At 67.9% G+C, this 21,575-nt stretch carries 24 protein-coding genes; 11 read left to right on the forward strand and 13 right to left on the reverse strand.

Annotated elements, in window-relative coordinates; genetic code table 11:
* Positions 1-80: 80 nt before the first annotated feature.
* Genes ACM0M4_RS02035 through ACM0M4_RS02045 form a run of 3 tightly spaced genes read right to left on the reverse strand, consistent with a single transcriptional unit; the run spans position 81 to position 3,765 of the window.
* Entirely contained in the window at positions 81-1,676 is a 1,596-nt protein-coding gene (locus ACM0M4_RS02035) for a GMC family oxidoreductase (protein WP_003102870.1), read from the reverse strand.
* Between the two features lie 55 nt (positions 1,677-1,731).
* Positions 1,732-2,280 (reverse strand): hypothetical protein, encoded by a 549-nt coding sequence (locus ACM0M4_RS02040; RefSeq protein WP_003084486.1) that lies wholly within the window; start codon positions 2,278-2,280, stop codon positions 1,732-1,734.
* A 54-nt stretch (positions 2,281-2,334) separates the two neighbouring features.
* Positions 2,335-3,765 (reverse strand): coniferyl aldehyde dehydrogenase, encoded by a 1,431-nt coding sequence (locus ACM0M4_RS02045; protein ID WP_003102868.1) that lies wholly within the window; start codon positions 3,763-3,765, stop codon positions 2,335-2,337.
* A gap of 288 nt (positions 3,766-4,053) precedes the next feature.
* Here ACM0M4_RS02045 and ACM0M4_RS02050 point away from each other — a divergent pair, with 288 nt between their 5' ends.
* Complete coding sequence (locus ACM0M4_RS02050) at positions 4,054-4,701, forward strand: TetR/AcrR family transcriptional regulator (protein WP_003084488.1); 648 nt, start codon at positions 4,054-4,056, stop codon at positions 4,699-4,701.
* On the opposite strand, the gene ACM0M4_RS02055 is transcribed toward ACM0M4_RS02050, so the two are convergent.
* From ACM0M4_RS02055 to ACM0M4_RS02080, 6 genes are all read right to left on the reverse strand, one after another.
* Complete coding sequence (locus ACM0M4_RS02055; protein ID WP_003102866.1) at positions 4,686-5,096, reverse strand: GNAT family N-acetyltransferase; 411 nt, start codon at positions 5,094-5,096, stop codon at positions 4,686-4,688. The two genes, ACM0M4_RS02050 and ACM0M4_RS02055, sit on opposite strands and share 16 nt — an antisense overlap.
* Before the next feature lie 62 nt (positions 5,097-5,158).
* The gene (locus tag ACM0M4_RS02060) at positions 5,159-6,157 is read right to left on the reverse strand and encodes a hydrolase (RefSeq protein ID WP_014602383.1); all 999 of its coding nucleotides are present in this window, start codon (positions 6,155-6,157) and stop codon (positions 5,159-5,161) included.
* Between the two features lie 36 nt (positions 6,158-6,193).
* Complete coding sequence (locus ACM0M4_RS02065) at positions 6,194-6,760, reverse strand: hypothetical protein (RefSeq protein ID WP_003084491.1); 567 nt, start codon at positions 6,758-6,760, stop codon at positions 6,194-6,196.
* Positions 6,761-6,762: 2 nt separating this feature from the next.
* Entirely contained in the window at positions 6,763-7,359 is a 597-nt protein-coding gene (gene rsmD / locus ACM0M4_RS02070; RefSeq protein ID WP_221345477.1) for a 16S rRNA (guanine(966)-N(2))-methyltransferase RsmD, read from the reverse strand.
* Positions 7,359-8,846 carry a M16 family metallopeptidase gene (locus ACM0M4_RS02075; RefSeq protein WP_221345478.1) on the reverse strand — a complete coding sequence of 496 codons (1,488 nt, stop codon included), beginning with the start codon at positions 8,844-8,846 and terminating at the stop codon, positions 7,359-7,361. The genes rsmD and ACM0M4_RS02075 overlap by 1 nt, the downstream gene beginning before the upstream one ends.
* Positions 8,839-10,236: a M16 family metallopeptidase gene (locus tag ACM0M4_RS02080; protein WP_003084498.1), complete on the reverse strand. Its 1,398-nt coding sequence runs from the start codon at positions 10,234-10,236 to the stop codon at positions 8,839-8,841. The genes ACM0M4_RS02075 and ACM0M4_RS02080 overlap by 8 nt, the downstream gene beginning before the upstream one ends.
* A gap of 120 nt (positions 10,237-10,356) precedes the next feature.
* On the opposite strand from ACM0M4_RS02080, the gene ftsY reads away from it, so the two are divergent.
* From ftsY to ACM0M4_RS02105, 5 genes are all read left to right on the forward strand, one after another.
* On the forward strand, positions 10,357-11,700 hold the full coding sequence (gene ftsY / locus ACM0M4_RS02085; protein ID WP_283903183.1) for a signal recognition particle-docking protein FtsY: 1,344 nt from the start codon (positions 10,357-10,359) through the stop codon (positions 11,698-11,700).
* Positions 11,697-12,368, forward strand: a complete 672-nt coding sequence (gene ftsE, locus ACM0M4_RS02090) for a cell division ATP-binding protein FtsE (RefSeq protein WP_003084505.1) — start codon at positions 11,697-11,699, stop codon at positions 12,366-12,368. The genes ftsY and ftsE overlap by 4 nt, the downstream gene beginning before the upstream one ends.
* Positions 12,368-13,375: a permease-like cell division protein FtsX gene (gene ftsX / locus ACM0M4_RS02095; protein WP_003084508.1), complete on the forward strand. Its 1,008-nt coding sequence runs from the start codon at positions 12,368-12,370 to the stop codon at positions 13,373-13,375. Before ftsE ends, ftsX begins: the two co-directional genes overlap by 1 nt.
* A gap of 113 nt (positions 13,376-13,488) precedes the next feature.
* The gene (rpoH, locus tag ACM0M4_RS02100; RefSeq protein WP_003084510.1) at positions 13,489-14,343 is read left to right on the forward strand and encodes an RNA polymerase sigma factor RpoH; all 855 of its coding nucleotides are present in this window, start codon (positions 13,489-13,491) and stop codon (positions 14,341-14,343) included.
* 64 nt (positions 14,344-14,407) lie between these two features.
* Positions 14,408-15,013 (forward strand): hypothetical protein, encoded by a 606-nt coding sequence (locus ACM0M4_RS02105; protein ID WP_003084511.1) that lies wholly within the window; start codon positions 14,408-14,410, stop codon positions 15,011-15,013.
* 4 nt (positions 15,014-15,017) lie between these two features.
* On the opposite strand, the gene mtgA is transcribed toward ACM0M4_RS02105, so the two are convergent.
* Positions 15,018-15,749 carry a monofunctional biosynthetic peptidoglycan transglycosylase gene (mtgA, locus tag ACM0M4_RS02110; protein ID WP_003100972.1) on the reverse strand — a complete coding sequence of 244 codons (732 nt, stop codon included), beginning with the start codon at positions 15,747-15,749 and terminating at the stop codon, positions 15,018-15,020.
* 36 nt (positions 15,750-15,785) lie between these two features.
* On the opposite strand from mtgA, the gene ACM0M4_RS02115 reads away from it, so the two are divergent.
* The 5 genes from ACM0M4_RS02115 (at position 15,786) to ACM0M4_RS02135 (ending at position 19,656) form a co-directional block, all read left to right on the forward strand.
* Positions 15,786-16,163 (forward strand): DUF423 domain-containing protein, encoded by a 378-nt coding sequence (locus ACM0M4_RS02115; protein WP_003084513.1) that lies wholly within the window; start codon positions 15,786-15,788, stop codon positions 16,161-16,163.
* Positions 16,164-16,265: 102 nt separating this feature from the next.
* Positions 16,266-16,466, forward strand: coding sequence for a sulfur carrier protein ThiS (gene thiS / locus ACM0M4_RS02120; protein ID WP_003084514.1), 201 nt, complete (start codon positions 16,266-16,268; stop codon positions 16,464-16,466).
* Positions 16,467-16,524: 58 nt separating this feature from the next.
* Complete coding sequence (locus ACM0M4_RS02125) at positions 16,525-17,322, forward strand: thiazole synthase (protein ID WP_003142630.1); 798 nt, start codon at positions 16,525-16,527, stop codon at positions 17,320-17,322.
* Positions 17,323-17,475: 153 nt separating this feature from the next.
* The gene (trmB, locus tag ACM0M4_RS02130) at positions 17,476-18,147 is read left to right on the forward strand and encodes a tRNA (guanosine(46)-N7)-methyltransferase TrmB (RefSeq protein WP_221345566.1); all 672 of its coding nucleotides are present in this window, start codon (positions 17,476-17,478) and stop codon (positions 18,145-18,147) included.
* Between the two features lie 162 nt (positions 18,148-18,309).
* On the forward strand, positions 18,310-19,656 hold the full coding sequence (locus ACM0M4_RS02135) for a DUF1329 domain-containing protein (protein WP_034082444.1): 1,347 nt from the start codon (positions 18,310-18,312) through the stop codon (positions 19,654-19,656).
* A 12-nt stretch (positions 19,657-19,668) separates the two neighbouring features.
* Here ACM0M4_RS02135 and ACM0M4_RS02140 read toward each other — a convergent pair whose 3' ends face one another.
* The 3 genes from ACM0M4_RS02140 to hemW all read right to left on the reverse strand — a co-directional run bounded on the left by ACM0M4_RS02140 (position 19,669) and on the right by hemW (position 21,546).
* Entirely contained in the window at positions 19,669-19,926 is a 258-nt protein-coding gene (locus ACM0M4_RS02140) for a hypothetical protein (RefSeq protein WP_003084524.1), read from the reverse strand.
* 61 nt (positions 19,927-19,987) lie between these two features.
* Positions 19,988-20,311 (reverse strand): DUF3392 domain-containing protein, encoded by a 324-nt coding sequence (locus ACM0M4_RS02145; RefSeq protein WP_003084525.1) that lies wholly within the window; start codon positions 20,309-20,311, stop codon positions 19,988-19,990.
* Between the two features lie 80 nt (positions 20,312-20,391).
* Positions 20,392-21,546 carry a radical SAM family heme chaperone HemW gene (hemW, locus tag ACM0M4_RS02150; RefSeq protein ID WP_023115711.1) on the reverse strand — a complete coding sequence of 385 codons (1,155 nt, stop codon included), beginning with the start codon at positions 21,544-21,546 and terminating at the stop codon, positions 20,392-20,394.
* Between the last annotated feature and the right edge of the window lie 29 nt (positions 21,547-21,575).

Consider the following 21,575-nt stretch of genomic DNA (forward strand, 5'->3'; position numbering starts at 1 on the left):
CGGGCCATCGGCCTTTAGCCCATAGGTCTGATGGCGCCGGGCCGGCTGCCGCGGCGCGCGGCCGGCCCGGCGGCGGCGGTTCAGGCCCTGGCCAGGCGTTCGGCCAGCGCGCTGGCCAGTTGCGCGGTAAGACCGTAGACCGAGAGCTGCGGGTTGGCGCCGATGCTGGTGGGGAACAGCGAGCCGTCGTGGATCGACAGGTTCCGCAGGTGGTGATGGCGGCCGAGGCTGTCGGCCACCGCCACGGCCGGGTCTTCGCCCATGGCGCAGCCGCCCATGACGTGGGCGCTGCCCAGGCGCGTGCGGTAGATCTCCAGGCGCAGGCCGTCGATGATCCCGCGCGCCTCCTGCAGGTTCTTCGCGCTACGCGCGTCGCTGTGCACCGGCCGCACTTCCCGGGCGCCGGCGGCGAACTGGATCTCCGCCATGGTATGGAAGGCACGGCGGATACCGTCCCAGGTGTAGTCGGTCATCCGGTAGTCGAGCACTGGGGTGTCGTCGCCGCGCAGGCCGACCGAGCCCTCCGCGCTGTCCGGGTGGAAGCCGTCGCGGAGCAGGGCGAGCATCATGTTGGTATGCGGTAGCTGTTCCATGCGCAGGGCGTTGTCGCTGCCGAAGCCGCCGAGCAGCACCGAGGCCAGCGACGGTTGCAGCGGCGGCACCTCCAGTTTGTAGGACATGCGTCCGGTGACACCGTCGTCCCATTGGAAATGGTCGGAGTAGATCGACTGCGGTGCGCCGTAGAAGGGGTTGATCACCCGGTCGAACAGCCCCGCGCTGAAATTCACCGTGTGCAGGAAGGTGCGCTTGCCGACCCGCTGGCTCGGATCAGGCGCCTTCGAGCGGAGAAGAATCGCCGGGGTGTTGATGCCGCCGCCGGAGAGCACGTAGTGCCTGGCCCGGACCCTGATCCGGCGGCCGTTGGGCGCCACGCAGCGCTCATCCATGCCCAGGCATTCGAGGCCCGTCACCTTGTCGCCGTCCAGCAGCAGCCGGTTGGCGCGCGCTAGGTAGAGCAGCTCGCCACCCTTGTCGAGGGTCGCCGGGATGGTGGTGACCAGCATCGACTGCTTGGCGTTGACCGGGCAGCCCATGCCGCAGTAGCCGAGGTTCCAGCAACCGAGGACGTTGCGCGGGATGACCTTCCAGTGATAGCCGAGCTTCTCGCAGCCCAGGCGGATCACGTCGTTGTTGGCATTCGGCGGCAGCGCCCAGGGCGCCACGTGCAGGCGCTGCTCCATTTTCTCGAACCAGGGCGCCATGTCCTCCGCGCTGTGGCCCTTGACCCCGTAGACCTGGGCCCAGTGCTGCAGGGTCGGTTCCGGGGTGCGGAAGCTGCTGGTCCAGTTGATCAGGGTGGTGCCGCCCACGGCGCGGCCCTGGAGGATGGTGATGGCGCCGTCCTTGCTCATCCGGCCGATGCCTTCCTGGTACAGCTCGGGGTAGGCGTCGGCCTCCTGCATCTTGAAATCGCTGCTGGTCTTCAGCGGGCCTTCTTCCACCAGCAGCACCTTCAGGCCGGCGGCGCTGAGGATTTCCGCGGTGGTGCCGCCGCCGGCGCCGGTGCCGACCACGACCACGTCGGCCTCCAGCTCCAGGTCGTCGTCCAGGCGCGAGCCGTTGTAGGTTTTCCAGCCGCGGGCGAGGCCCTCGGCGAACAGATCGGGTACAGGCATGAATGCACTCTCAGGCTAGGCGGCTTCGGGCTCTTCGTATTGTTCCGGGGGCGGCTCAAGCGATCTTCGGCGGTCCGGGGTAGCCACAATGGGCCCACGCCTCGGGGCGGGCGTACCAGGCCATCATCGCCAGTTGCATCAGCGAACTGTGGCCCATCCGCAACAGGCCGATGAAGCTGTTTTCCCAGCGCGAAAGGAATGCCCGCACGTCGTCGCCGCTGGCGTTCTCCCAACTGCCCCAGATACCGGTGAGCGGGCCACGGGTGAGCGGCAGGGCGAGCACGTCGAAGAGTTGCTGGGTGAGCTTGAACATCTCCGGGGAGAGCCGCGCCAGGTTGTGGTCGAGGCTCTGGATCGCGCCCTCCACGGCTTTCGGCATCTGCTCGGCGGAAACCGCGCCGAGCAGCATCACCGGCAGCAGCGCACGGAGGAACGGCAGGTCGGATTCGCGGACCTTTTCCAGGCCGCTCGCCGGTTTCTCCGCCGAACAGCCGGTGAGGCTGGCGGTGACGCCCGCGGTGGCGAGGAAGGCGCCGCCGATCAGGCCGACTTTCATCAGGCTGCGTCGGGACAGGCCGGCGCTTTCAAGGGTGGTGTCGCTCATTGTTGTTATGTCACCTGCAGCGTAGGAATGAGGGGGCGCCGCACGCGCCCCGGTTCAGCGCACGAACAGCTTGTAGACGAGCTTCTGGATCGACTTGCCGTAGGGGGGGTAGATCATTCGCGCGGCGTTGAAGCGCGGCTTGCTGAACACGCCCTTGGCCTTGCTGAAGGTGAGGAAGCCTTCGTGGCCATGGTAGTGGCCCATGCCGGAGGGACCGACGCCACCGAACGGGATGTCGTCCTGGGCGACATGCAGCAGGGTGTCGTTCAGACACACACCGCCTGAGTGGGTCTCGTGCAGCACGCGCTGCTGCTGCGCCTTGTCGTAGCCGAAGTAGTACAGGGCCAGCGGTCGCGGGCGCTGGTTGACGTAGGCCAGGGCGTCTTCCAGGCGCTCGTAGGGGATCACCGGCAGCAGCGGGCCGAAGATTTCCTCCTGCATCACTTTCATGTCGTCGCTGACGTTCAGCAGCAGCGTCTGCGGCAGGCGCCGTTGCTGGCCTTCGGCGAACAGCGGGACGAGGGTCGCGCCCTTCTCGCGGGCGTCGTCGAGATAGCCCCGGAGGCGGCCGAGCTGGCGCTCGTTGATGATCGCGGTGTAGTCGGGGTTGTCCGAAAGACGCGGGAAGAAGCCCTGGACCACCTCCTTGTACTGGCTGACGAATTCCTCGACGCGCCGGCTCGGTACCAGCACGTAGTCGGGCGCGACGCAGGTCTGCCCGGCGTTGAGGCTCTTGCCGAAGGCGATCCGCTCGGCGGCGTCCTTCATCGGCACGCTGTCGGAGACGATCGCCGGCGACTTGCCGCCCAGCTCCAGGGTGACCGGGGTCAGGTTCTCGGCGGCGGCGCGCATCACGTGCTTGCCGACGCTGGTGGCGCCGGTGAACAGCAGGTGGTCGAACGGCAGCTTGGAAAAGGCCACGCCGACGTCCACCTCGCCGAGCACCACGGCGACCTGGTCCTCGGGGAAGATCCGCGCCAGCAGGTCCTTGAGCAGGCGCCCGGTGGCCGGGGTCGACTCGCTCATCTTGATCATCACCCGGTTGCCGGCGGCGAGGGCCCCGGTCAGCGGGCCGATGGAGAGGAACAGCGGATAGTTCCAAGGCACGATCACCCCGACCACGCCCAGCGGCTGGTACACCACCTGGGCCGAGGCCGGCTGGAATTGCAGGCCGACCGCGCGGCGCGCGGGCTTCATCCATTTCTTCACGCGCTTGGCGGCGTAGTGGATGCCGTGCAGGCTGGGCATGATCTCGGCGAGCAGGGTCTCGTCGGCGGAGCGCGCGCTGAAGTCCCGGTCGATGGCCTCGATCAGTGCCTGCTGTTCCTTGAACAGCAGGTCGCGCAGGGCCTTCAGCCACTGCACGCGCTGCGTGGCGTCGGGCATCGGCTGCGCCAGGTAGGCGGCGCGCTGGCGGGCGAAGAGGGCTTCGAGCTGGTTGATTTCCTGCTGGCTCTGCTGCAGGTAGGCGATATCGGCGACCATGGGCTGGCTCCTCGGCGAAGCGTGGGCGGCTGCGTGGCCGCGCGTCTGTCGTTATGGCGGACCTGGTTCGGTCCGATGAATTTCGCTGCGTCGCTGGATTTCTAGAGTAAATACTCTAAAGTGTCAAACAGCATGCCTGCCAGCCCGGCGCTTGCGTACCCAACGAAAGGCGGGCCGGTCGCCGGCCGCCACCCCGGGGGCTGACCCGGGCGGCCGGCTTTGTGTACCTTCTACGCTGTCACGGCGGGGCGCGCCCCGCACTGTTACCCGAACGAGCCCGTCGTCCCCATGGCACCACGCATCAAGACCCGCGATCGCATCGCCCAGGCCAGCCTGGAACTGTTCAACGCCCAGGGCGAGCGCAGCGTCACCACCAACCATATCGCCACCCACCTGGGTATATCGCCTGGGAACCTCTACTACCACTACCCGAACAAGCAGGCGATCATCGCCGAGCTGTTCGCCGAGTACGAAAGCCACGTCGAGAGCTTCCTGCGCCTGCCCGAAGGGCGGGGTCTGACGGTGGACGACAAGACCTTCTACCTGGAAGCGCTACTGGCCGCGATGTGGCGCTACCGCTTCCTCCATCGCGACCTCGAGCACCTGCTGGAAAGCGACCCGGAGCTGGCGGCGCGCTACCGCGCCTTCGCCCAGCGTTGCCTGGTCAACGCCAAGGCGATCTACCGGGGCTTCACCGAGGCCGGCATCCTGCGGATGAACGAGACCCAGCTGGAGGCCCTGACCCTCAACGCCTGGATCATCCTCACCTCCTGGGTGCGCTTCCTCTGCACCACCCTCGATCTCGACGGCGACCTCAGCGAGGCGCAACTGCGTCGCGGCATCTACCAGGTGCTGGCGCTGGAGAGCGGGCACATCGAGGCGCAGGCCCAGGATGCGGTGGACGGGATTTCCGAGCGGCTCTACGTGCCGCTCTGATCGCGCAGGGTTTTCTCCAGCACCTGCTGGATGTGGATGCCGTGGCGGCGGAAGAAGGCTTCGGTACCGAGGGTGGCGTCGGTGAACAGGTAGGCGCCGCGGTGATCCTCGGCGAAGCGCCGCAGCAGGGCTGCGCCGACGCCGCTGCTCTGTGCGCCGGGCAGCACGGCGATTTCCGCCAGCCAGACGCGAATCGGTGTTTCTTCCTCGGCGCGCAGCAGGCCGACCAGGCGGCCGTCGCGTTCGGCCAGCAGGGAATACCCGGAATGCTGGTACAGCGTGCGTAGCTCGGCAGGCGGCATGCGCCGGTCCCAGCCGACCGCCGCGTGGATCGCCAGGATCGCCTCGCAGTCGGCGTCGTCGAGCATCGGGTTGTGCCGCAGCGTCAGTTCCATTCGCCCCCCTTTTTCCTTCAGCCTGTTCCTATTCTGCCGCCCGTCGCCGGACGCCGGCCAGCTCAGTGCTGCCGCAGGCGGGCCTCCAGCCAGTCGGGGATGCGTCGTTCCAGGTAGTAGGTGGGCTGGCGCGGAGAGCCGTCGACGAAGCCGACGTGACCGCCGCGGGCGTGCAGCTCCAGCTCGGTGCAGGGTGCCAGTTCGCTGCGATCGGGCAGGCTGCGGGCGAACACGAAGGGGTCGTCGCTGGAATGGATGATCAGGCTCGGCGTGCGGATGTCCGGCAGGTAGTAGCGGCTGGACGCGCGCCGATAGTAATCCCTGGCGTCGGCGAAGCCGTGCAGCGGCGCGGTGACCCGGCCGTCGAAGTCCCAGAAGGTGCGCATGCCCTCCAGCGGACCGAGGCGTTGCAGGGCGGCCAGGCCTTCCGCCTGGCCCTGCTCGCCGAACAGCCGCTGCTTGTCCTGCACGTAGGCCAGCATGGCCTTCATGAAGTGCGCCTGGTAGACCCGGGAAAAGCCCAGGCCGATGCGGTCGGCGCACTCGTCCAGGCGGAACGGCACCGACACCGCGACGCCGCCGAGCAGCGGGCAGTCCCCAGCGGTTTCGCCCAGGTACTTGAGCAGCACGTTGCCGCCCAGCGAATAGCCGACCGCGTACAGCGGCGCTTGCGGGCGCCTGGCGCGCAGGTGCGCGACCACCTCGGCGAGGTCGTCGCTGACCCCGGAATGGTAGCCGCGCGGCAGGCGGTTCGGCTCCCCCGAGCAACCGCGCCAGTTCAGCGCCACGCTGGCCCAGCCGCGCTCCAGCAGAGCGCGCTGCAGACCGAGGATGTAGTGCGACGAGGATGACCCGGTGAGGCCGTGCAGCGCCAGCACCAGCGGGGTCTCGGCATCGTGCGGGCCGGCCCAGTCGAGGTCGATGAAGTCGCCATCGGCCAGCCACAGGCGTTCGCGCTGCCGTTCCAGGGTCGACCCGCGGCGGAAGAACGGGCTCCACAGGGTCTGCAGGTGCGGATTGGGCAGCCACCAGGCGGGCTGGAAGGTCGGGGACGCGGTCATGCGCAGGTCATGGGCGGTGGTGGTGTGGCCACCAGCTTACCAGCCGAACTCGTCGGCGAGGTCCTCCGCCCGCTGGCGCGAACCGAGGATCGGTTGCAGTTCGTCGACGAGCTGCTGCCGATAGCGGGGCGCGACGCTGCAGTCGTCCAGCAGGATGTCCTCGCCGGCGCCGCTCCAGACCTCGCCGAAGCAGGCCAGGCTGGCCGCCATCTGCCACAGGTCGTCGAAGCACGGCGCCGGGTCCCAGCCCCTGCCGCCATGCAGGTCGAAGAGTATGCGCCCGCTGCCGGTCTCGAGGATGAACGGGTCGGCGCCCTGGTCGGCCACCACCAGCCAGTCGTCCTGCCAGCCCGACAGGCGCTCGCCGCTGATGCCGTGCCAGCGATAGCCGGCCTGGCGCTGCCAGAGGCGGGCCAGGGACGGCAGGAAAAATGGGTTGCCGGCACTCTCCAGGGTGCAGTCGAGTGGGCCGACCTCGCGGTAGAAACGCTCCAGCTCGGCGGGCAGGGCGATATCGCCCTGCCAGTCGGCGGCGGGTTGCGCCGCGCAAGGCTCGCCAAGCGCCAGCAGGCGTTGGCGAATGCTCGCGGAAGCCGGGCTCATCCTCAGGCTCCCCGCTGCCAGAGCGCGTAATGTACGTTGCCGGCTTTCTTTTCCCGGTGCAGCCGCCAGTTTCCGGGCAGGCCGAGGGACGAGGGGACGCTCTCGCTCTCGGTATAGATCCAGGCGTCGGGGTTCAGCCAGCCGCGGGTTTCGAGCAGGCGGCAGGCGTCCTGCAGCAGGTTCTGATGGAACGGCGGGTCGAGGAACACCAGGTCGAAGGTGCTCGGAGCCTGGTTTCCCAGGTAGCGCACGGCATCGCCGAGGACCAGTTGGGCGGTGCCGCACTTGAGCGCGTCGAGGTGGTTGCGCAGGGCCGCCACCGCTTCGCCGTTGGTATCCAGGGCCAGCCCTTCGCGGGCGCCGCGCGACAACGCCTCGAGGAACAGCGCGCCGCTGCCGGCGAAGGGATCGAGCACCCGTGCGCCTTCGACATAGGGTGTCAGCCAGTTGAACAGGGTCTCGCGGACCCGGTCCGGGGTCGGTCGCAGGCCGGGCCCGTCGGGAAAGACGAAACGCCGGCTGCGCCATTCGCCACCGATGATCCGCAGCTGTCCCTGGCCGCCGTGGCGGCCGGGGGCTTTCGCAGTAGGTTTACTCATCAATGCTCCGGAACGCCGCTGGGTTGCTGGGCCGGCTTGGTGGTGGGTGGCGGCAGGGGTTTCTGCGGCACGCTCGGGCCGGCGCTGACGATGACGAAGGCGTCGGCGTCCAGGTGCTTGGCCATGGCGGTCCTGACCTGTTCGACGCTGAGTCCCTCGACCTGCTTGAGGAAGCTTTCCAGGTAGTCCAGCGGCAGGCCGTAGAAACCGATGGCGCCGAGCTGGCCGACGATGTCGGCGTTGCTCGCGGTGGACAGCGGGAAGCTGCCGGCCAGTTCGCGCTTGGCGTCGTCCAGTTCCTTCTGGGTCGGGCCGTTGGCCAGGTAGTCGCGGACGATGTCCTGGACCAGCTTCAGCGCCCCCTCGCTGAGTTCGGCGCGGGTCTGGAAGTTGATCATGAACGGACCGCGTGCCTGCATGGCGGTGAAGCCGGAATAGATGCCGTAGGTCAGGCCGCGCTTTTCTCGCACCTGGTCCATCAGGCGGGTGCCGAAGCCGCCGCCGCCGAGGATCTGGTTGCCCAGGTAGAGCGCCGCGTAGTCGGGATCCTGGCGGTCGATGCCAAGCTGGGCGAGCATCAGGTGGGTCTGCTCGGAGGGGAAGTCGATGTGCGTCAGGCCGGGCTTGGGCGTTTCCGGCTGGACGGTCTTGGCCAGCGCCGGGCCCTGGGGCAGCGCCTTGGAGACTTCCGCGGCGATCGCTTCGGCCTCCTGCCGCGAGAGGTCGCCGACCAGCGCGATGACCACGTTGCCGGCGGCGTAGGCCTTCTTGTGGAACGCCTGCAATTGTTCGCGGCTGATCGTTGGAACGGACTTTTCGTCGCCGTCGCTGGAGTGCGCGTAGGGATGCTCGCCATAGAGGCGCTTGAACAGCTCCAGGCCGGCCAGCTTGCCGGGGTTCTGCTTCTGGTACTCGAAACCGGCCAGGACCTGGTTCTTGATGCGTGCCAGGGCGTCCTCGGGGAAGGTCGGCTGGCCGATCACCTGTTCGAACAGCTTCAGCGCCTGGGTCCGCTTGTCGGCGTCGGACAGGCTGCGCAGGCCGGCCACCGCCATGTCGCGGTAGGAGCCGTTGCTGAACGAGGCGCCGAGGTCCTCGAAGCCGGCGGCGATGGCAGTGGTGTCCTTGCCTGGCACGCCTTCGTTGAGCATGGCGTTGGTCAGCATCGACAGGCCGGGGGTGCCGGCGTCCTGGCTGCTGCCGGCGGCGAAGGTCAGGCGCAGGTCGAACATCGGCAGTTCATGGGCCTCGACGAACAGCACCTTGGCGCCTTCGGCGGTCTTCCATTCCTGGATGTCCAGCTTGCGATGGACCGGCGCCTGCTTGGCGACGTCCTTCAGCGACTGCAACTGGTTTTCCTCGACCGCCGCGGCATGGGCCGCCGCCGGGGTCTGGGTGGGACGCGCGACGAAATAGGCCAGCGCGGCCAGCAACACGATGACGATCAGGCCGAGCAGGCCATAACGCAGCCCTGTGCGCTCACTCATGACGGGCCTCCTTTTCCTCGGCCTTCACAGGCAGCACTTGCGCCAGGGTCAGGCGCGACGGGGTGAAATAGGTGCGGGCGGCTTTCTGGATATCGTCCGGAGTCACTGCCTTGAGGGCCTCCAGGTCCTGGTCGATCAGCTTCCAGGACAGGCCGACGCTTTCCAGCTGGCCGATGCTGCTGGCCTGGGCGGCGATGGAGTCCTTCTCGTAGACCATCCCGGCGATCATCTGCGCGCGCACGCGCTCGATCTCCGCGGCGCTGGGCGGGTTCTGCTTGAGGTCGTCGAGCTGCTTCCACAGACCGGCCTCGACCTGCTCGAGGGTCTTGCCCTTCTGCACGTTCGGCGTGGCCGAGAGGACGAACAGGCTGTCGCCGCGGTTGAACGCGTCATAGTAGGTGGAGGCGCCGGCGACCAGCTCCTCGCCGCGCTCCAGGCGCGAGGCCAGGCGGGCGCTGTAGCCGCCATCGAGCAGCGCGCCGATCAGGCGCAGGGCGTTGACTTCGCGAGGGTTCTCGCTGCTGCCCAGGCTGGGCACGTTGAAGCCCATGATCAGGTTCGGCAGCTGGGTGCGTACGTACAGCTTGAGCCGGCGCTCGCCGGGCTCGGCCAGTTCCAGCGGCTTGCGCGCCGGCGGCAGCTGGCGCCAGGGGATCTCGCCGAAGTAGCGCTTGGCGAGGGTCTTGACCTCGTCGGCGGTGACGTCGCCGACCACTACCAGGGTGGCGTTGTTCGGCGCGTACCAGGATTCGTACCAGTGGCGCAGGTCGTCGATGGTCATGCGCTGCAGGTCGGCCATCCAGCCGATGGTCGGGGTGTGGTAGCCGCTGGCCGGGTAGGCGGCGGCCTTGAAGCGCTCGAAGGCGAGGGCGTTGGGATTGTCGTCGGTGCGCAGGCGGCGCTCCTCCTTGATCACCTCGATCTCGCTCTTGAACTGGTCGGCCGGCAGGCTCAGGTGGGCCATGCGGTCGGCTTCCATCTCCAGCGCCACCGGCAGGCGGTCGCGGGCCAGGACCTGGTAATAGGCGGTGTAGTCGTCGGTGGTGAAGGCGTTCTCTTCCGCACCCAGGTCGCGCAGCACCCGCGAGGCTTCGCCCGGGCCGAGCTTGCGGCTGCCCTTGAACATCATGTGTTCGAGGGCGTGGGACAGGCCGGTGAGCCCGGGTGTCTCGTAGCTGGAGCCGATCCTGTACCAGAGCTGGGAAACCACCACCGGGGCGCGGTGGTCTTCACGCACTATGACCTTCAGGCCGTTGTCGAGGCTGAACTCGTGGGTGGGCTGGGTTTCCGCCGCCTGGGCGAAAAGCGGGAGACAAAGGCTGGCTAGGAGCAGGCCGACGCGGCGGCGAGCTGGGGTTTTCATGGTGATCTGGACCTTTCGTGCCGCCACCGGGGTCTCAGGTCACTGCGGGGCAGGACCCTTAGCCCCGTCGGGCGAGGAGATGCTAGGATACCCATCCGTTTTCCGGGCGGCCACGTCCCGTGCCGCTCCCTTGAGATACAAGCATTCATGTTTGGTTCCAACGACGACAAGAAGGCCCCGCAGGGCGGGGAAAAGAAAGGTCTGTTCGGCTGGTGGCGGAAAAAGCCGCAAGCCGGCGAGCAGCCTGTCGAGCCGGTCTCCGAGACAGCGGCCGCCGAGCAGCGCGCGCCTGCCGATGACGTGGCGCAATCCCTGACAGAACAGCCAGGTCGGCAGCAGCCCTCCGCTGCCGAGCCGGCCGAGCCGCCGGCGCCGGTTGCCGAAGCGCCGCTCGCCGGTGACGAGCCAGCGTCGGCCGAGGAGCATTCGCCCCGCCCCGAGGCGCCCGTCGCACAACCCGAGCCTATCCTCGCTGCCGAGCCCGAGCCCGAGCCCGAGCCCGAGCCCGAGCCCGTTGCGCCGCTGGCCGCCGCTCCGGCAGTCAGCGAGCCGGCGACCAGGCCGGGCTTCTTCGCCCGCCTCCGGCAGGGACTGTCCAAGACCAGCGCCAGCATCGGCGAAGGCATGGCCAGCCTGTTCCTCGGCCGCAAGGAAATCGACGACGACCTGCTCGACGACATCGAGACGCGCCTGCTGACCGCCGACGTCGGCGTCGAGGCCACCACCCTGATCGTGCAGAACCTGACCAAGCGCGTGGCGCGCAAGGAGCTGGCCGACAGCGGCGCGCTGTACAAGGCGCTGCAGGAAGAGCTGGCCAGCCTGCTGCGCCCGGTGGAGCAGCCGTTGCAGGTCGACGTCGCGCGCGAGCCCTATGTGATCCTGGTGGTCGGGGTGAACGGCGTGGGCAAGACCACCACCATCGGCAAGCTGGCGAAGAAGCTGCAACTCGAGGGCAAGAAGGTCATGCTGGCCGCCGGCGACACCTTCCGCGCCGCCGCCGTGGAGCAGTTGCAGGTCTGGGGCGAGCGCAACCGCATCCCGGTGATCGCCCAGCACACCGGCGCCGACTCCGCCTCGGTGATCTTCGACGCGGTGCAGGCCGCCAAGGCCCGCGGCATCGACGTGCTGATCGCCGATACCGCCGGACGCCTGCATACCAAGGACAACCTGATGGAGGAGCTGAAGAAGGTGCGCCGGGTGATCGGCAAGCTGGACGAGACGGCGCCCCATGAGGTCCTGCTGGTGCTCGACGCCGGCACCGGGCAGAACGCCATCAACCAGGCCAAGCAGTTCAACCTCGCGGTGGAGCTGACCGGCCTTGCCCTGACCAAACTGGACGGCACCGCCAAGGGCGGGGTGATCTTCGCCCTGGCCAAGCAGTTCGGCCTGCCGATCCGCTATATCGGTGTCGGCGAGGGGATCGACGATCTCCGTACCTTCGAGGCCGACGCCTTCGTCCAGGCACTCTTCGCAGAGCGGGAGAACGCATGATCCGCTTCGAGCAGGTCGGCAAACGCTATCCCAACGGCCACGTAGGCCTGCACGAGGTGTCCTTCCGCGTGCACCGTGGCGAGATCCTCTTCGTCACCGGCCACTCCGGCGCCGGCAAGAGCACCCTGCTGCGCCTCATCCTGGCGATGGAGCGACCGACCAGCGGCAAGCTGTTGCTCGGCGGCCAGGACCTGGGGCGCATCACCACCGCGCAGATCCCTTTCCTGCGCCGGCAGATCGGCGTGGTGTTCCAGAACCACCAACTGCTCACCGATCGTACGGTGGCGGACAACATCGCCCTGCCGCTGCAGATCCTCGGCATGCCCAAGCCGGAGATCGCCAAGCGCGTGGCCTCGGCCCTGGAGCGGGTGAACCTGAAGGAAAAGGGCGAGGCGTTGCCTTCCGACCTTTCCACCGGCCAGCAGCAGCGGGTCGGCATTGCCCGCGCCATCGTCCACCAGCCGGCCCTGCTGCTGGCGGACGAACCCACCGGCAACCTCGACCCGCGACTCGCCTCGGAAATCATGGGTGTGTTCGAGGATATCAATCGCCTGGGCACCACCGTACTGATCGCCAGCCACGACCTGGCCCTGATCGCCCGTATGCGCCATCGCATGCTGACCCTGCAGCGTGGCCGGATCATCGCTGACCGTGAGGATGAGGCCTGATGAGCGCCAACGATCTTCCCCGTGGCCCCGAAGAGGGCGCACCGGAACGCAAGACCCGCGAGAAACCGAGCCAGGAGCAGACCGACTGGAGCGGCTCGTTCAGCGCCTACCTGGAAAGCCATCGCGCCAGCCTGGTGGACAGCCTGCGCCGGTTGTTCGGCCACCCGTTCGGCAGCTTCTTCACCTGCCTGGTGATGGGTATCACCCTGAGCCTGCCGATGGGCCTCTCGCTGCTGCTGAACAATGTCGAACGGCTCGGCGGCTCCTGGCAGCGGGCGGCGCAGATCTCCCTGTTCCTCGACCTGAAGACCAGCGAAAACCAGGGCCAGGACCTGCGCGAGCAGATCGAGCGCCTGCCGGACGTGATCGAGGCCCAATTGATCAGCCGCGAGCAGGCGCTCAGCGAATTGCAGGAACAGTCCGGCCTGGGCGAAGCGCTCAAGGAGCTGCCGGAGAACCCGCTGCCGCCGGTGATCTCGGTCACGCCCAAGCAGATCGACCGGGCCGGCCTGGAGGCACTGCGCCAGCAGCTCGCGGAGCTGCCTCATGTGCAGCAGGCGCAGCTCGACCTGGTATGGGTCGAGCGCCTGAGCGCGATCCTCAAGCTCGGCGAACGCTTCGTCTTCGGCCTGACCATCCTGCTGGTGCTGACCCTCTTGCTGGTGGTGGGCAACACCATCCGCCTGCACATCGAAAATCGCCGTAACGAAATCGAGGTGATCAAGCTGGTCGGCGGGACGGACGGATACGTGCGCCGGCCATTCCTGTACATGGGCGCGTTGTACGGCCTGGGCGCGGGCATCCTGTCCTGGGCGCTGCTGGCCTATTCGCTGAACTGGCTGAACGGTTCGGTGGTCAACCTTTCAGGGCTGTACGGCAGCGACTTCGGCCTGCAGGGCGTGCCGCTGGACGACGGCCTGTCGCTGACCGTGGGCGCGGTGCTGCTTGGCTGGGTCGGCGCCTGGCTGGCCGTGGCCCGCCACCTGCGCGAGCTGGCGCCGCGCTGAGGACAGGGGGATCACGACCGGCCAGCGGGTCGCTGTAAAGGAACTTATACACCCGCTTGCAGTCAGATATCCGAGTGCTACACTGCGCGAGTTTCGTGAATCGGAGGATTCGCATGACCACTTCTTTGCAACCTGTACATGCCTTGGTTCCAGGCGCAAACCTGGAAGCCTACGTGCACTCGGTGAACAGCATTCCGCTGTTGTCGCCGGAACAGGAGCGTGAACTGGCCGAACGCCTCTTCTATCAGCAAGACCTGGAAGCGGCGCGGCAGATGGTGTTGGCGCACCTGCGCTTCGTTGTTCATATCGCCAAGAGTTATTCGGGGTACGGCCTGGCCCAGGCCGACCTGATCCAGGAAGGCAACGTCGGCCTGATGAAGGCCGTGAAGCGTTTCAACCCGGAAATGGGCGTTCGCCTGGTGTCCTTCGCCGTGCACTGGATCAAGGCGGAGATCCACGAGTTCATCCTGCGCAACTGGCGGATCGTCAAGGTCGCCACCACCAAGGCGCAGCGCAAGCTGTTCTTCAACCTGCGCAGCCAGAAGAAGCGCCTGGCCTGGTTGAACAACGAGGAAGTCCATCGCGTCGCCGAGAGCCTGGGGGTCGAGCCCCGCGAAGTGCGCGAGATGGAAAGCCGCCTGACCGGCCAGGACATGGCGTTCGACCCGGCCGCCGACGCGGACGACGAGAGCGCCTACCAGTCGCCGGCGCATTACCTCGAAGACCACCGCTACGACCCGGCGCGCCAGTTGGAAGACGCCGACTGGAGCGACAGCTCCAGCGCCAACCTGCACGAGGCGCTGGAAGGCCTCGACGAGCGCAGCCGCGACATTCTCCAGCAGCGCTGGCTGTCCGAGGAGAAGGCCACGCTGCACGACCTGGCGGAAAAGTACAACGTTTCCGCCGAGCGTATCCGGCAGCTGGAAAAGAACGCCATGAGCAAGCTGAAAGGGCGGATTCTCGCCTGATCGCCGCGCCTCGCGAAAACCGCACCCCGCAAGGGTGCGGTTTTTTTCTGCCCGGAGGAATCCCATGCCGCGCAATACCCGCTGGCTGTTCTACCTGTCGCTGGCGGTCCTGACCTTCGTCGTCGGCGCCTGGCTGGTCCGTACGCCGGAACCGGCACGGCCGTTGCCGTGGCTGGCCGACTGGCAGGAGCAGGTGCTGGCGCCGTTGGCGGACAACGCCTTGACCCTGCGCCAGCTGCACGACGCGGTGGATGGCGAGTTGTGGGTGGACCCGCGCCTGGATGGCGTGCGCCTGGCCTTCCGTGGCCGCCTGCTGGGCGACGGCGGCCCCTGGCAGGTGGAAGGCGAGCTGGGCCTGAGCGCCGAGGAGCAACTGAGCCTGCAGCGGGCATCTGCGTTGCAGCCTGGCAGCGCGCCGCAGCCATTGAGCGCCGGATTGGAAGGACAGTTGGGCGACAAGCCGATCGTGGCGCTGAGCATGATTCCCGAAGGCAGGGTCGGTGCCGAGCGGCTGCTGGCCAGTCTCGGCCAGCCGCGCCTGCGCCTGCAACTGGCCCAGGGCGAGGCCTGGGTCTATCCGCAACTGGGCCTGACCGCGCACCTGCCGGACGACGACTTGCGACTGATGCTCGCGGTGCCGCGCCAGGCCCTGGAAAAACCGCCGCGTTGAGCTTTCAGCGCTCCAGGCGCAGCAGGTAGTCGTCGCCGCCCAACTGCCACATCTGCTGGCGAATCCAGGCCGCGCGCTGGCGCACGTAGGGGCCCGGCCTGGCCGCGCTCCATTTCAGCGGGCTGGGCAGCACCGCGGCGAGCTGGCTGGCCTGGGTGCGGCTCAGGCGCTCGGCGTCGAGGCCGAAGTGATAGCGTGCCGCAGCCTGCGCGCCGAAGACGCCCGGGCCCCATTCGGCGCTGTTCAGGTAGACCTCGAGAATCCGTTGCTTGGTCCAGAGCGTCTCGATCAGCAGGGTGAACCAGGCCTCCAGGCCCTTGCGCAGCCAACTGCGCCCGGACCAGAGGAAGACGTTCTTCGCCACCTGCTGGCTGAGCGTACTGGCGCCGCGGATACTGCCGCCGCGCTCGTTGTGCGCGAGGGCCTGCTGGATGGCCGGCAGGTCGAAGCCGTGGTGCTCGGCGAAGTGCTGGTCCTCGCCGGCGATCACCGCGACCTTCAGGCTGTCCGGCAACTGCTCCCAGGAGCGCCAGTCGCGCTGCAGGTCGATGGGCTGGCCGTCGACCCAGGAGCCGACCTTGCGTTCGACCATGACCATGGTCCCCGGTGGCGGCACCCAGCGCAGGACCGCGACCAGCACGACGCTGGCGGCCATGAACCAGAGCAGGTACTTGAACAGGCGGCGGAACAGGGATCGCAACATGCGCGGCTTGGCTTGGAAGAAGGGGGCGGCCATTATAGCGGGCTGGATGCTATCACCGGAGTCTTGTCCATGCTTCGTCCCTTCCTGTTGTTGGCGGCATTTTTCGGTTTCACCGGCGTGGCCCTCGGGGCGTTCGCCGCCCACGGCCTGAAGAAGCAGCTGAGCGCCGAGTACCTGGCGGTATTCCAGACCGGCGTGCACTACCAGTTGATCCATGCCCTGGCGCTGTTCGGCGTGGCGCTGCTCGCCACCCGCCTGGACGGCCGCCTGGTGAGCGCGGCGGGTGGCCTGTTCACGCTGGGCATCCTGCTGTTCTCCGGCAGCCTCTACCTGCTGACCCTCAGTGGCATCGGCAAGCTCGGCATCGTCACCCCGTTCGGCGGCGTCTCCTTCCTCGCCGGCTGGCTGTGCCTGGGGCTGGCCGCCTGGCGCCTGGGCAACGCCTGAGACCAGTTGCCTCAGGCGGCGCACTTGTCGACAAGGCGCCTTGGTCATCGGGGTGGATCGGGCTAGAATGCCGCTCCCTTTCACTTTCGTGACCGTCCAGCCATGCAGATTCAACTGAACGGCGAGCCCTTCGAGCTGCCCGACGCGCAGAGCGTCGCGGACCTGCTGGCCCGCCTGGAGCTTGGCGGCCGCCGCGTGGCCGTCGAGCTGAACCTGGATATCGTGCCGCGCAGCCAGCACGCCAGCACCGCGCTCAAGGATGGCGATCGCGTGGAGATCGTCCACGCCATCGGCGGCGGCTAGGCCTGGCCCCCGAACCCTTCCATCGGCCCCGCAAGCCTTTCCATCCAGGAGTCATCCGATGAGCCAAGCATCCAGTACCGATACCCCCTTCGTCATCGCCGGCCGTACCTATGGCTCGCGCCTGCTGGTGGGGACCGGCAAGTACAAGGACCTCGACGAGACCCGCCGGGCCATCGAGGCCTCCGGAGCGGAGATCGTCACGGTGGCGGTGCGGCGCACCAACATCGGGCAGAATCCCGGCGAGCCGAACCTGCTGGATGTGATCCCGCCGGATCGCTATACCATCCTGCCGAACACCGCCGGCTGCTATGACGCGGTCGAGGCCGTGCGCACCTGCCGCCTGGCCCGCGAGCTGCTGGACGGGCACAACCTGGTCAAACTGGAAGTCCTCGCCGACCAGAAGACCCTGTTCCCCAACGTCGTCGAGACCCTCAAGGCCGCCGAGCAACTGGTGAAGGACGGCTTCGACGTGATGGTGTACACCAGCGACGACCCGATCATCGCCCGCCAGCTGGCCGAGATTGGCTGCATCGCGGTGATGCCGCTGGCCGGCCTGATCGGCTCCGGCCTGGGCATCTGCAACCCCTACAACCTGCGCATCATCCTCGAGGAAGCCAAGGTCCCGGTGCTGGTCGACGCCGGCGTGGGCACCGCTTCCGATGCAGCGATCGCCATGGAGCTGGGTTGCGAGGCGGTGCTGATGAACACCGCCATCGCCCATGCCAAGGACCCGGTGATGATGGCCGAGGCCATGAAGCACGCGATCGTCGCCGGTCGCCTCGCCTACCTGGCCGGACGCATGCCGCGCAAGCTGTATGCCAGCGCCTCGTCGCCGCTGGACGGCCTGATCGACTGATACCGACTACCTGGGGCGGGCTGTCCGCCGGATGCGGGAAGCGTCCGGCAGGCAGCCCGCCCTTCTGTCTCTAGCAAGGTTTTCTTTTCCATGAGCGATACCCCGCAATCCCCGGCCCAGGACTCCCTGGCGGAACACGACGAAGCACGGCCGATGCGCACCGTGAAGAGCTTCGTGATGCGCGCCGGGCGCATGACCGAAGGCCAGCAGCGTGGCCTCGACCTGGGCTGGCCGAAGTTCGGCCTGGAACTGAGCGATGAGGTTCAGGACTTCGACGCGATCTTCGGTCGCCAGGCGCCGCGGACTTTCGAGATCGGCTTCGGCATGGGCCATTCCACCCTGGAAATGGCCGCCGCCGCGCCTGACATCGACTTCATCGGCGTCGAGGTGCACAAGCCGGGCGTCGGTGCGCTGCTCAACGGCCTGCTGACCCAGGGCCTGGGCAACGTGCGGGTGTATAGCTGCGACGCGCTGGAAGTGCTGCGCCACTGCGTGGCCGACGCCAGCCTCGATCGGCTGCTGCTGTTCTTCCCCGATCCCTGGCACAAGAAGCGCCACCACAAGCGGCGGATCGTCCAGCCGGAATTCGCCGAACTGGTGCGGCGCAAGCTGAAGGTCGGCGGCGTGCTGCACATGGCCACCGACTGGGAGCCCTATGCCGAGCACATGCTGGACGTCATGAGCGCGGCGCCGGGCTACCGCAACCAGGCCGAAGTCGGCCGCTTCGTGCCGCGCCCGCAAGAGCGTCCGGTGACCAAGTTCGAGCGGCGCGGGGAGCGCCTGGGACATGGCGTCTGGGACCTCAAGTTCGAGCGCGTCGACTGATCCACCGCACCAGCGACGTACCCCTGGCGCCGAACCGGCGCCGGGACTCCAAGCAGACCGGGAACACCCGGCGGACCTCACCTTCAAGCTGCACGTTTCCCGGCTTCGGCCGGATCCAATAATAAGAGCGGCACGGCTCGGCCGGCTGCAAAGGAGACTGCTGTGTTGAAGAAACTGGGCATCCTGTTGCTCGGGGCCGGTTGCGCCTGGGCGGCGCAGGCCAAGGTAGACGAAGTCCAGGTCGCACGCCTGGACCAGGACCTGACCCCGTTGGGAGCGGAGCGGGCCGGCAACGCCGATGGCAGCATCCCGCCCTGGACCGGCGGCATCACCCAGGCGCCGGCCGGCTACCGGCCCGGCATGCATCACCTCGACCCGTTCGCCGCCGATCGTCCGCGCCTGGTCGTCGACAGCCGCAACATGGCCGCCTACCAGGCGCTGCTGACGCCGGGCACCCAGGCCTTGCTGCAGGCCAACCCGGACTACCACCTGCGGGTCTTCCCCACCCGCCGCAGCGCATCCCTGCCGCAGCGCCTGTACGACGCTACCCGCGCCAACGCCAGCCGCGCCGAGCTGATCGCCGACGGCAACGGCGTGCAAGGCGCTGCCGCCGGCGTGCCCTTCCCCCTGCCGCAGAGCGGCCAGGAAGCGATCTGGAACCACATCATGCGCTACCGCGGCGAGCAACTGCACCTGCAGACCAACCAGGCGGCGGTGCTGGCCAACGGCAGCTACAACCTGCTCAAGCTCGACCGCTACCTGTACTTCGTCTATGGCCGCGAGGGGATGATCCCGGAGAACCTCGACAACACGTTGTTCTACTACAAGTACAAGGTGGTCGCGCCGGCGCGCCTGGCCGGTTCGGCGCTGGTGGTGCAGGAAACCCTCGACCAGGTGTTGTCGATCCGCAAGGCCTGGCGCTTCAACCGTGGCGAGCGGCGCGTGCGGCGCTTGCCGACCCTGGCCTACGACAGCCTGCAGCCGGATACCAACGGCATGGCCACGGCGGACACCGTGGATGTCTACAACGGCGCACCGGACCACTACGAGTGGGCGTTGCTCGGCAAGCGCGAGATGCTGGTGCCTTACAACAGCTACGCGGTGCACCAGAAGGGCCTCGCCTATGGCGACATCCTCAAGAGCCGCTTCATCAATCCCGACCTGCTGCGCTACGAACTGCATCGCGTCTGGGTGGTCGAGGCGACCCTGCGCAAGGGCTTCAGCCATCCCTACGCCAAGCGCCGCTTCTACCTCGACGAAGACAGCTGGCAAATCCTCGCCGCCGACATCTACGACAAGGATGGCGTGCTGACCCGGGCCCAGGAGGTCCATCCGATCAACTACTACGATGTGCCGCTGGTCTCCAGCACCCTGGAAGCGATCTACGACTTCAAGGGCGGCCGCTACTTCGTCGATGGGCTGGACAACAACGAGCCGATGTACGACTTCGGCGTGCAGGTCGGGCCGCGCGACTTCACCCCGCAGGCGCTGCGCCGGGAGGGTAACTGAGGCGGACGGCCCTCAGACGATCAGCTCGGCGCCGCGCAGCGTGCCGTCGTCGTCCAGGCGCGCCGGCGCCGGGCTGATCTGCAGATACTTGATGCTGTCCCGCGGAATCAGCAGCAGGTCGCCGTCGACCTCGACGCTGAGATAGGGCGTGTCCAGCTGCTGGCGGATACTGCGGGCGACCTCGGCCGGGTCGTCCTGCTGGCGCGGGAAGCGCAGCGACAGGCGCTGGCCGTCGGTGAAATGCAGGTAGAGGTGCTTGATCGGTTTCATGCGGGCTCCCGGAGGCCATGACGCTCTTGGGGACGGCGCTGGCCGCCGGGAGACCGGGGGCTCAGCTGCGATCGGCGATCATGCCGATCACGAAGAACACTAGCAGGAGCACGGGCGCCAGGGTGTAGTTGTTGAAGTAGCCGAGGCCCTTGGCCAGCCAGGGGGTGACGAAGACCATCGCCAGGCCGTAGCCGACCGCGCAGATCAGCACGAACAGCAGGGTGCGGAAGACGAAGTTGAGGCTGCCGATGCGCTGCTGTACCCAGGCGTTGATCGCCGGGCCGAACAGCACCAGCAGGGTGGCCATGATGGCCAGGGAAATGTCCGACAGGTGGCTGCGGCTCCAGCGCGACAGGGTGGCGATCAGGTCCAGCGCGTAATCCATCGAGGGTTCCTTGTAACGAATCGGCGTGTCGGTCGGCGGAGTTTACCTGCCTGCCGGCACGGATGGGCGTGCATCCGTCGTCACGGCAGGAAATGTTGCAGCAGGTCGTTGAGGAACAGCTGGCCGCGTTCGCTGGGACGCAGGCGCTGCGGGTCGTCGGCGAGCAGCCCGGCGTCGCGCGCGGCGGCGCAGGCATCGGCGATCGCCGCCAGCGGCTGGCCGGTGCGCTGCGGGTAGAGCGCGGCGGGGACGCCGTCGACCAGGCGCAGCACGTTCATCATGAACTCGAATGGCAGGTCGGCCGCTTCCAGCGGGCGCTCGCCGGCCTGGAAGGCCTTTTGCGGGTTGAGGTAGTCCTTCGGCAGGCGGGTCTTCCAGGTCCGCACGATGCGTCCGTCCGGCGCGCTCAGCTTGGCGTGGGCGCCGGCGCCGATGCCGAGGAAGTCGCCGAAGCTCCAGTAGTTCAGGTTGTGCCGGGCGCGCAGGCCGTCGCGGGCGTAGGCGGAGGTCTCGTACTGACGGTAGCCGTGCGCGTCGAGCAGGGCCTGGCCGGCTTCCTGGATGTCCCAGAGGATGTCGTCCTCGGGCAGCTCCGGCGGCTGGCTCCAGAACACCGTGTTCGGCTCCATGGTCAGTTGGTACCAGGAGAGGTGCGTGGGGGCCAGGGCGAGGGCCTGGCGCAGGTCGGCCAGGGCGTCGTCGAGGCTCTGCCCGGGCAGGCCGTGCATCAGGTCGAGGTTGAAGTTGTCGAAGCCGGCCTGGCGCGCCATGTCGGCGGCGCGCACTGCCTCGGCGCCGTCGTGGATGCGCCCCAGGGCCTGCAGCTTGTCGGCCTGGAAGCTCTGCACGCCGATGGACAGGCGATTGATGCCGAGGCGCCGGTAGTCGGCGAACTTGACCTGTTCGAAGGTGCCGGGATTGGCTTCCAGGGTGATCTCGATGCCGTCGGCGAAGCCGACCCTGCGCTCGACGCCTTCCAGTAGCCGGCCCAGGGCCTTGGCCGAGAACAGGCTGGGCGTGCCGCCGCCGAAGAAGATCGAACCCAGGCGCCGGCCGTGGACATGGCGCAGGTCTTGCTCCAGGTCGGCGAGCAGGGCGTCGACATAGGCCTCTTCGGGCAGCTCCGGGCCAGCGGCGTGGGAGTTGAAGTCACAATACGGGCACTTGCGCACGCACCAGGGGATATGCACGTACAGGGCCAGGGGCGGGAGCTGGAACGGGGTGGCTTGGGTCACGGCGGGGCGGGGCGAGGACGGTTTCGGGG

This window comes from Pseudomonas sp. 18-147, from assembly GCF_051048045.1.
In the GTDB taxonomy this organism is placed as follows: Bacteria; Pseudomonadota; Gammaproteobacteria; order Pseudomonadales; family Pseudomonadaceae; genus Pseudomonas; species Pseudomonas aeruginosa.

Coding starts and splice junctions, on each gene's coding strand:
- ACM0M4_RS02035 (WP_003102870.1), bottom strand. CDS start 1,676: ATGCCTGTACCCGATCTGTTCGCCGAGGGCCTCGCCCGCGGCTGGAAA.
- ACM0M4_RS02040 (WP_003084486.1), bottom strand. CDS start 2,280: ATGAGCGACACCACCCTTGAAAGCGCCGGCCTGTCCCGACGCAGCCTG.
- ACM0M4_RS02045 (WP_003102868.1), bottom strand. CDS start 3,765: ATGGTCGCCGATATCGCCTACCTGCAGCAGAGCCAGCAGGAAATCAAC.
- ACM0M4_RS02050 (WP_003084488.1), top strand. CDS start 4,054: ATGGCACCACGCATCAAGACCCGCGATCGCATCGCCCAGGCCAGCCTG.
- ACM0M4_RS02055 (WP_003102866.1), bottom strand. CDS start 5,096: ATGGAACTGACGCTGCGGCACAACCCGATGCTCGACGACGCCGACTGC.
- ACM0M4_RS02060 (WP_014602383.1), bottom strand. CDS start 6,157: ATGACCGCGTCCCCGACCTTCCAGCCCGCCTGGTGGCTGCCCAATCCG.
- ACM0M4_RS02065 (WP_003084491.1), bottom strand. CDS start 6,760: ATGAGCCCGGCTTCCGCGAGCATTCGCCAACGCCTGCTGGCGCTTGGC.
- rsmD (WP_221345477.1), bottom strand. CDS start 7,359: ATGAGTAAACCTACTGCGAAAGCCCCCGGCCGCCACGGCGGCCAGGGA.
- ACM0M4_RS02075 (WP_221345478.1), bottom strand. CDS start 8,846: ATGAGTGAGCGCACAGGGCTGCGTTATGGCCTGCTCGGCCTGATCGTC.
- ftsY (WP_283903183.1), top strand. CDS start 10,357: ATGTTTGGTTCCAACGACGACAAGAAGGCCCCGCAGGGCGGGGAAAAG.
- ftsE (WP_003084505.1), top strand. CDS start 11,697: ATGATCCGCTTCGAGCAGGTCGGCAAACGCTATCCCAACGGCCACGTA.
- ftsX (WP_003084508.1), top strand. CDS start 12,368: ATGAGCGCCAACGATCTTCCCCGTGGCCCCGAAGAGGGCGCACCGGAA.
- rpoH (WP_003084510.1), top strand. CDS start 13,489: ATGACCACTTCTTTGCAACCTGTACATGCCTTGGTTCCAGGCGCAAAC.
- ACM0M4_RS02105 (WP_003084511.1), top strand. CDS start 14,408: ATGCCGCGCAATACCCGCTGGCTGTTCTACCTGTCGCTGGCGGTCCTG.
- mtgA (WP_003100972.1), bottom strand. CDS start 15,749: ATGGCCGCCCCCTTCTTCCAAGCCAAGCCGCGCATGTTGCGATCCCTG.
- ACM0M4_RS02115 (WP_003084513.1), top strand. CDS start 15,786: ATGCTTCGTCCCTTCCTGTTGTTGGCGGCATTTTTCGGTTTCACCGGC.
- thiS (WP_003084514.1), top strand. CDS start 16,266: ATGCAGATTCAACTGAACGGCGAGCCCTTCGAGCTGCCCGACGCGCAG.
- ACM0M4_RS02125 (WP_003142630.1), top strand. CDS start 16,525: ATGAGCCAAGCATCCAGTACCGATACCCCCTTCGTCATCGCCGGCCGT.
- trmB (WP_221345566.1), top strand. CDS start 17,476: ATGCGCACCGTGAAGAGCTTCGTGATGCGCGCCGGGCGCATGACCGAA.
- ACM0M4_RS02140 (WP_003084524.1), bottom strand. CDS start 19,926: ATGAAACCGATCAAGCACCTCTACCTGCATTTCACCGACGGCCAGCGC.
- ACM0M4_RS02145 (WP_003084525.1), bottom strand. CDS start 20,311: ATGGATTACGCGCTGGACCTGATCGCCACCCTGTCGCGCTGGAGCCGC.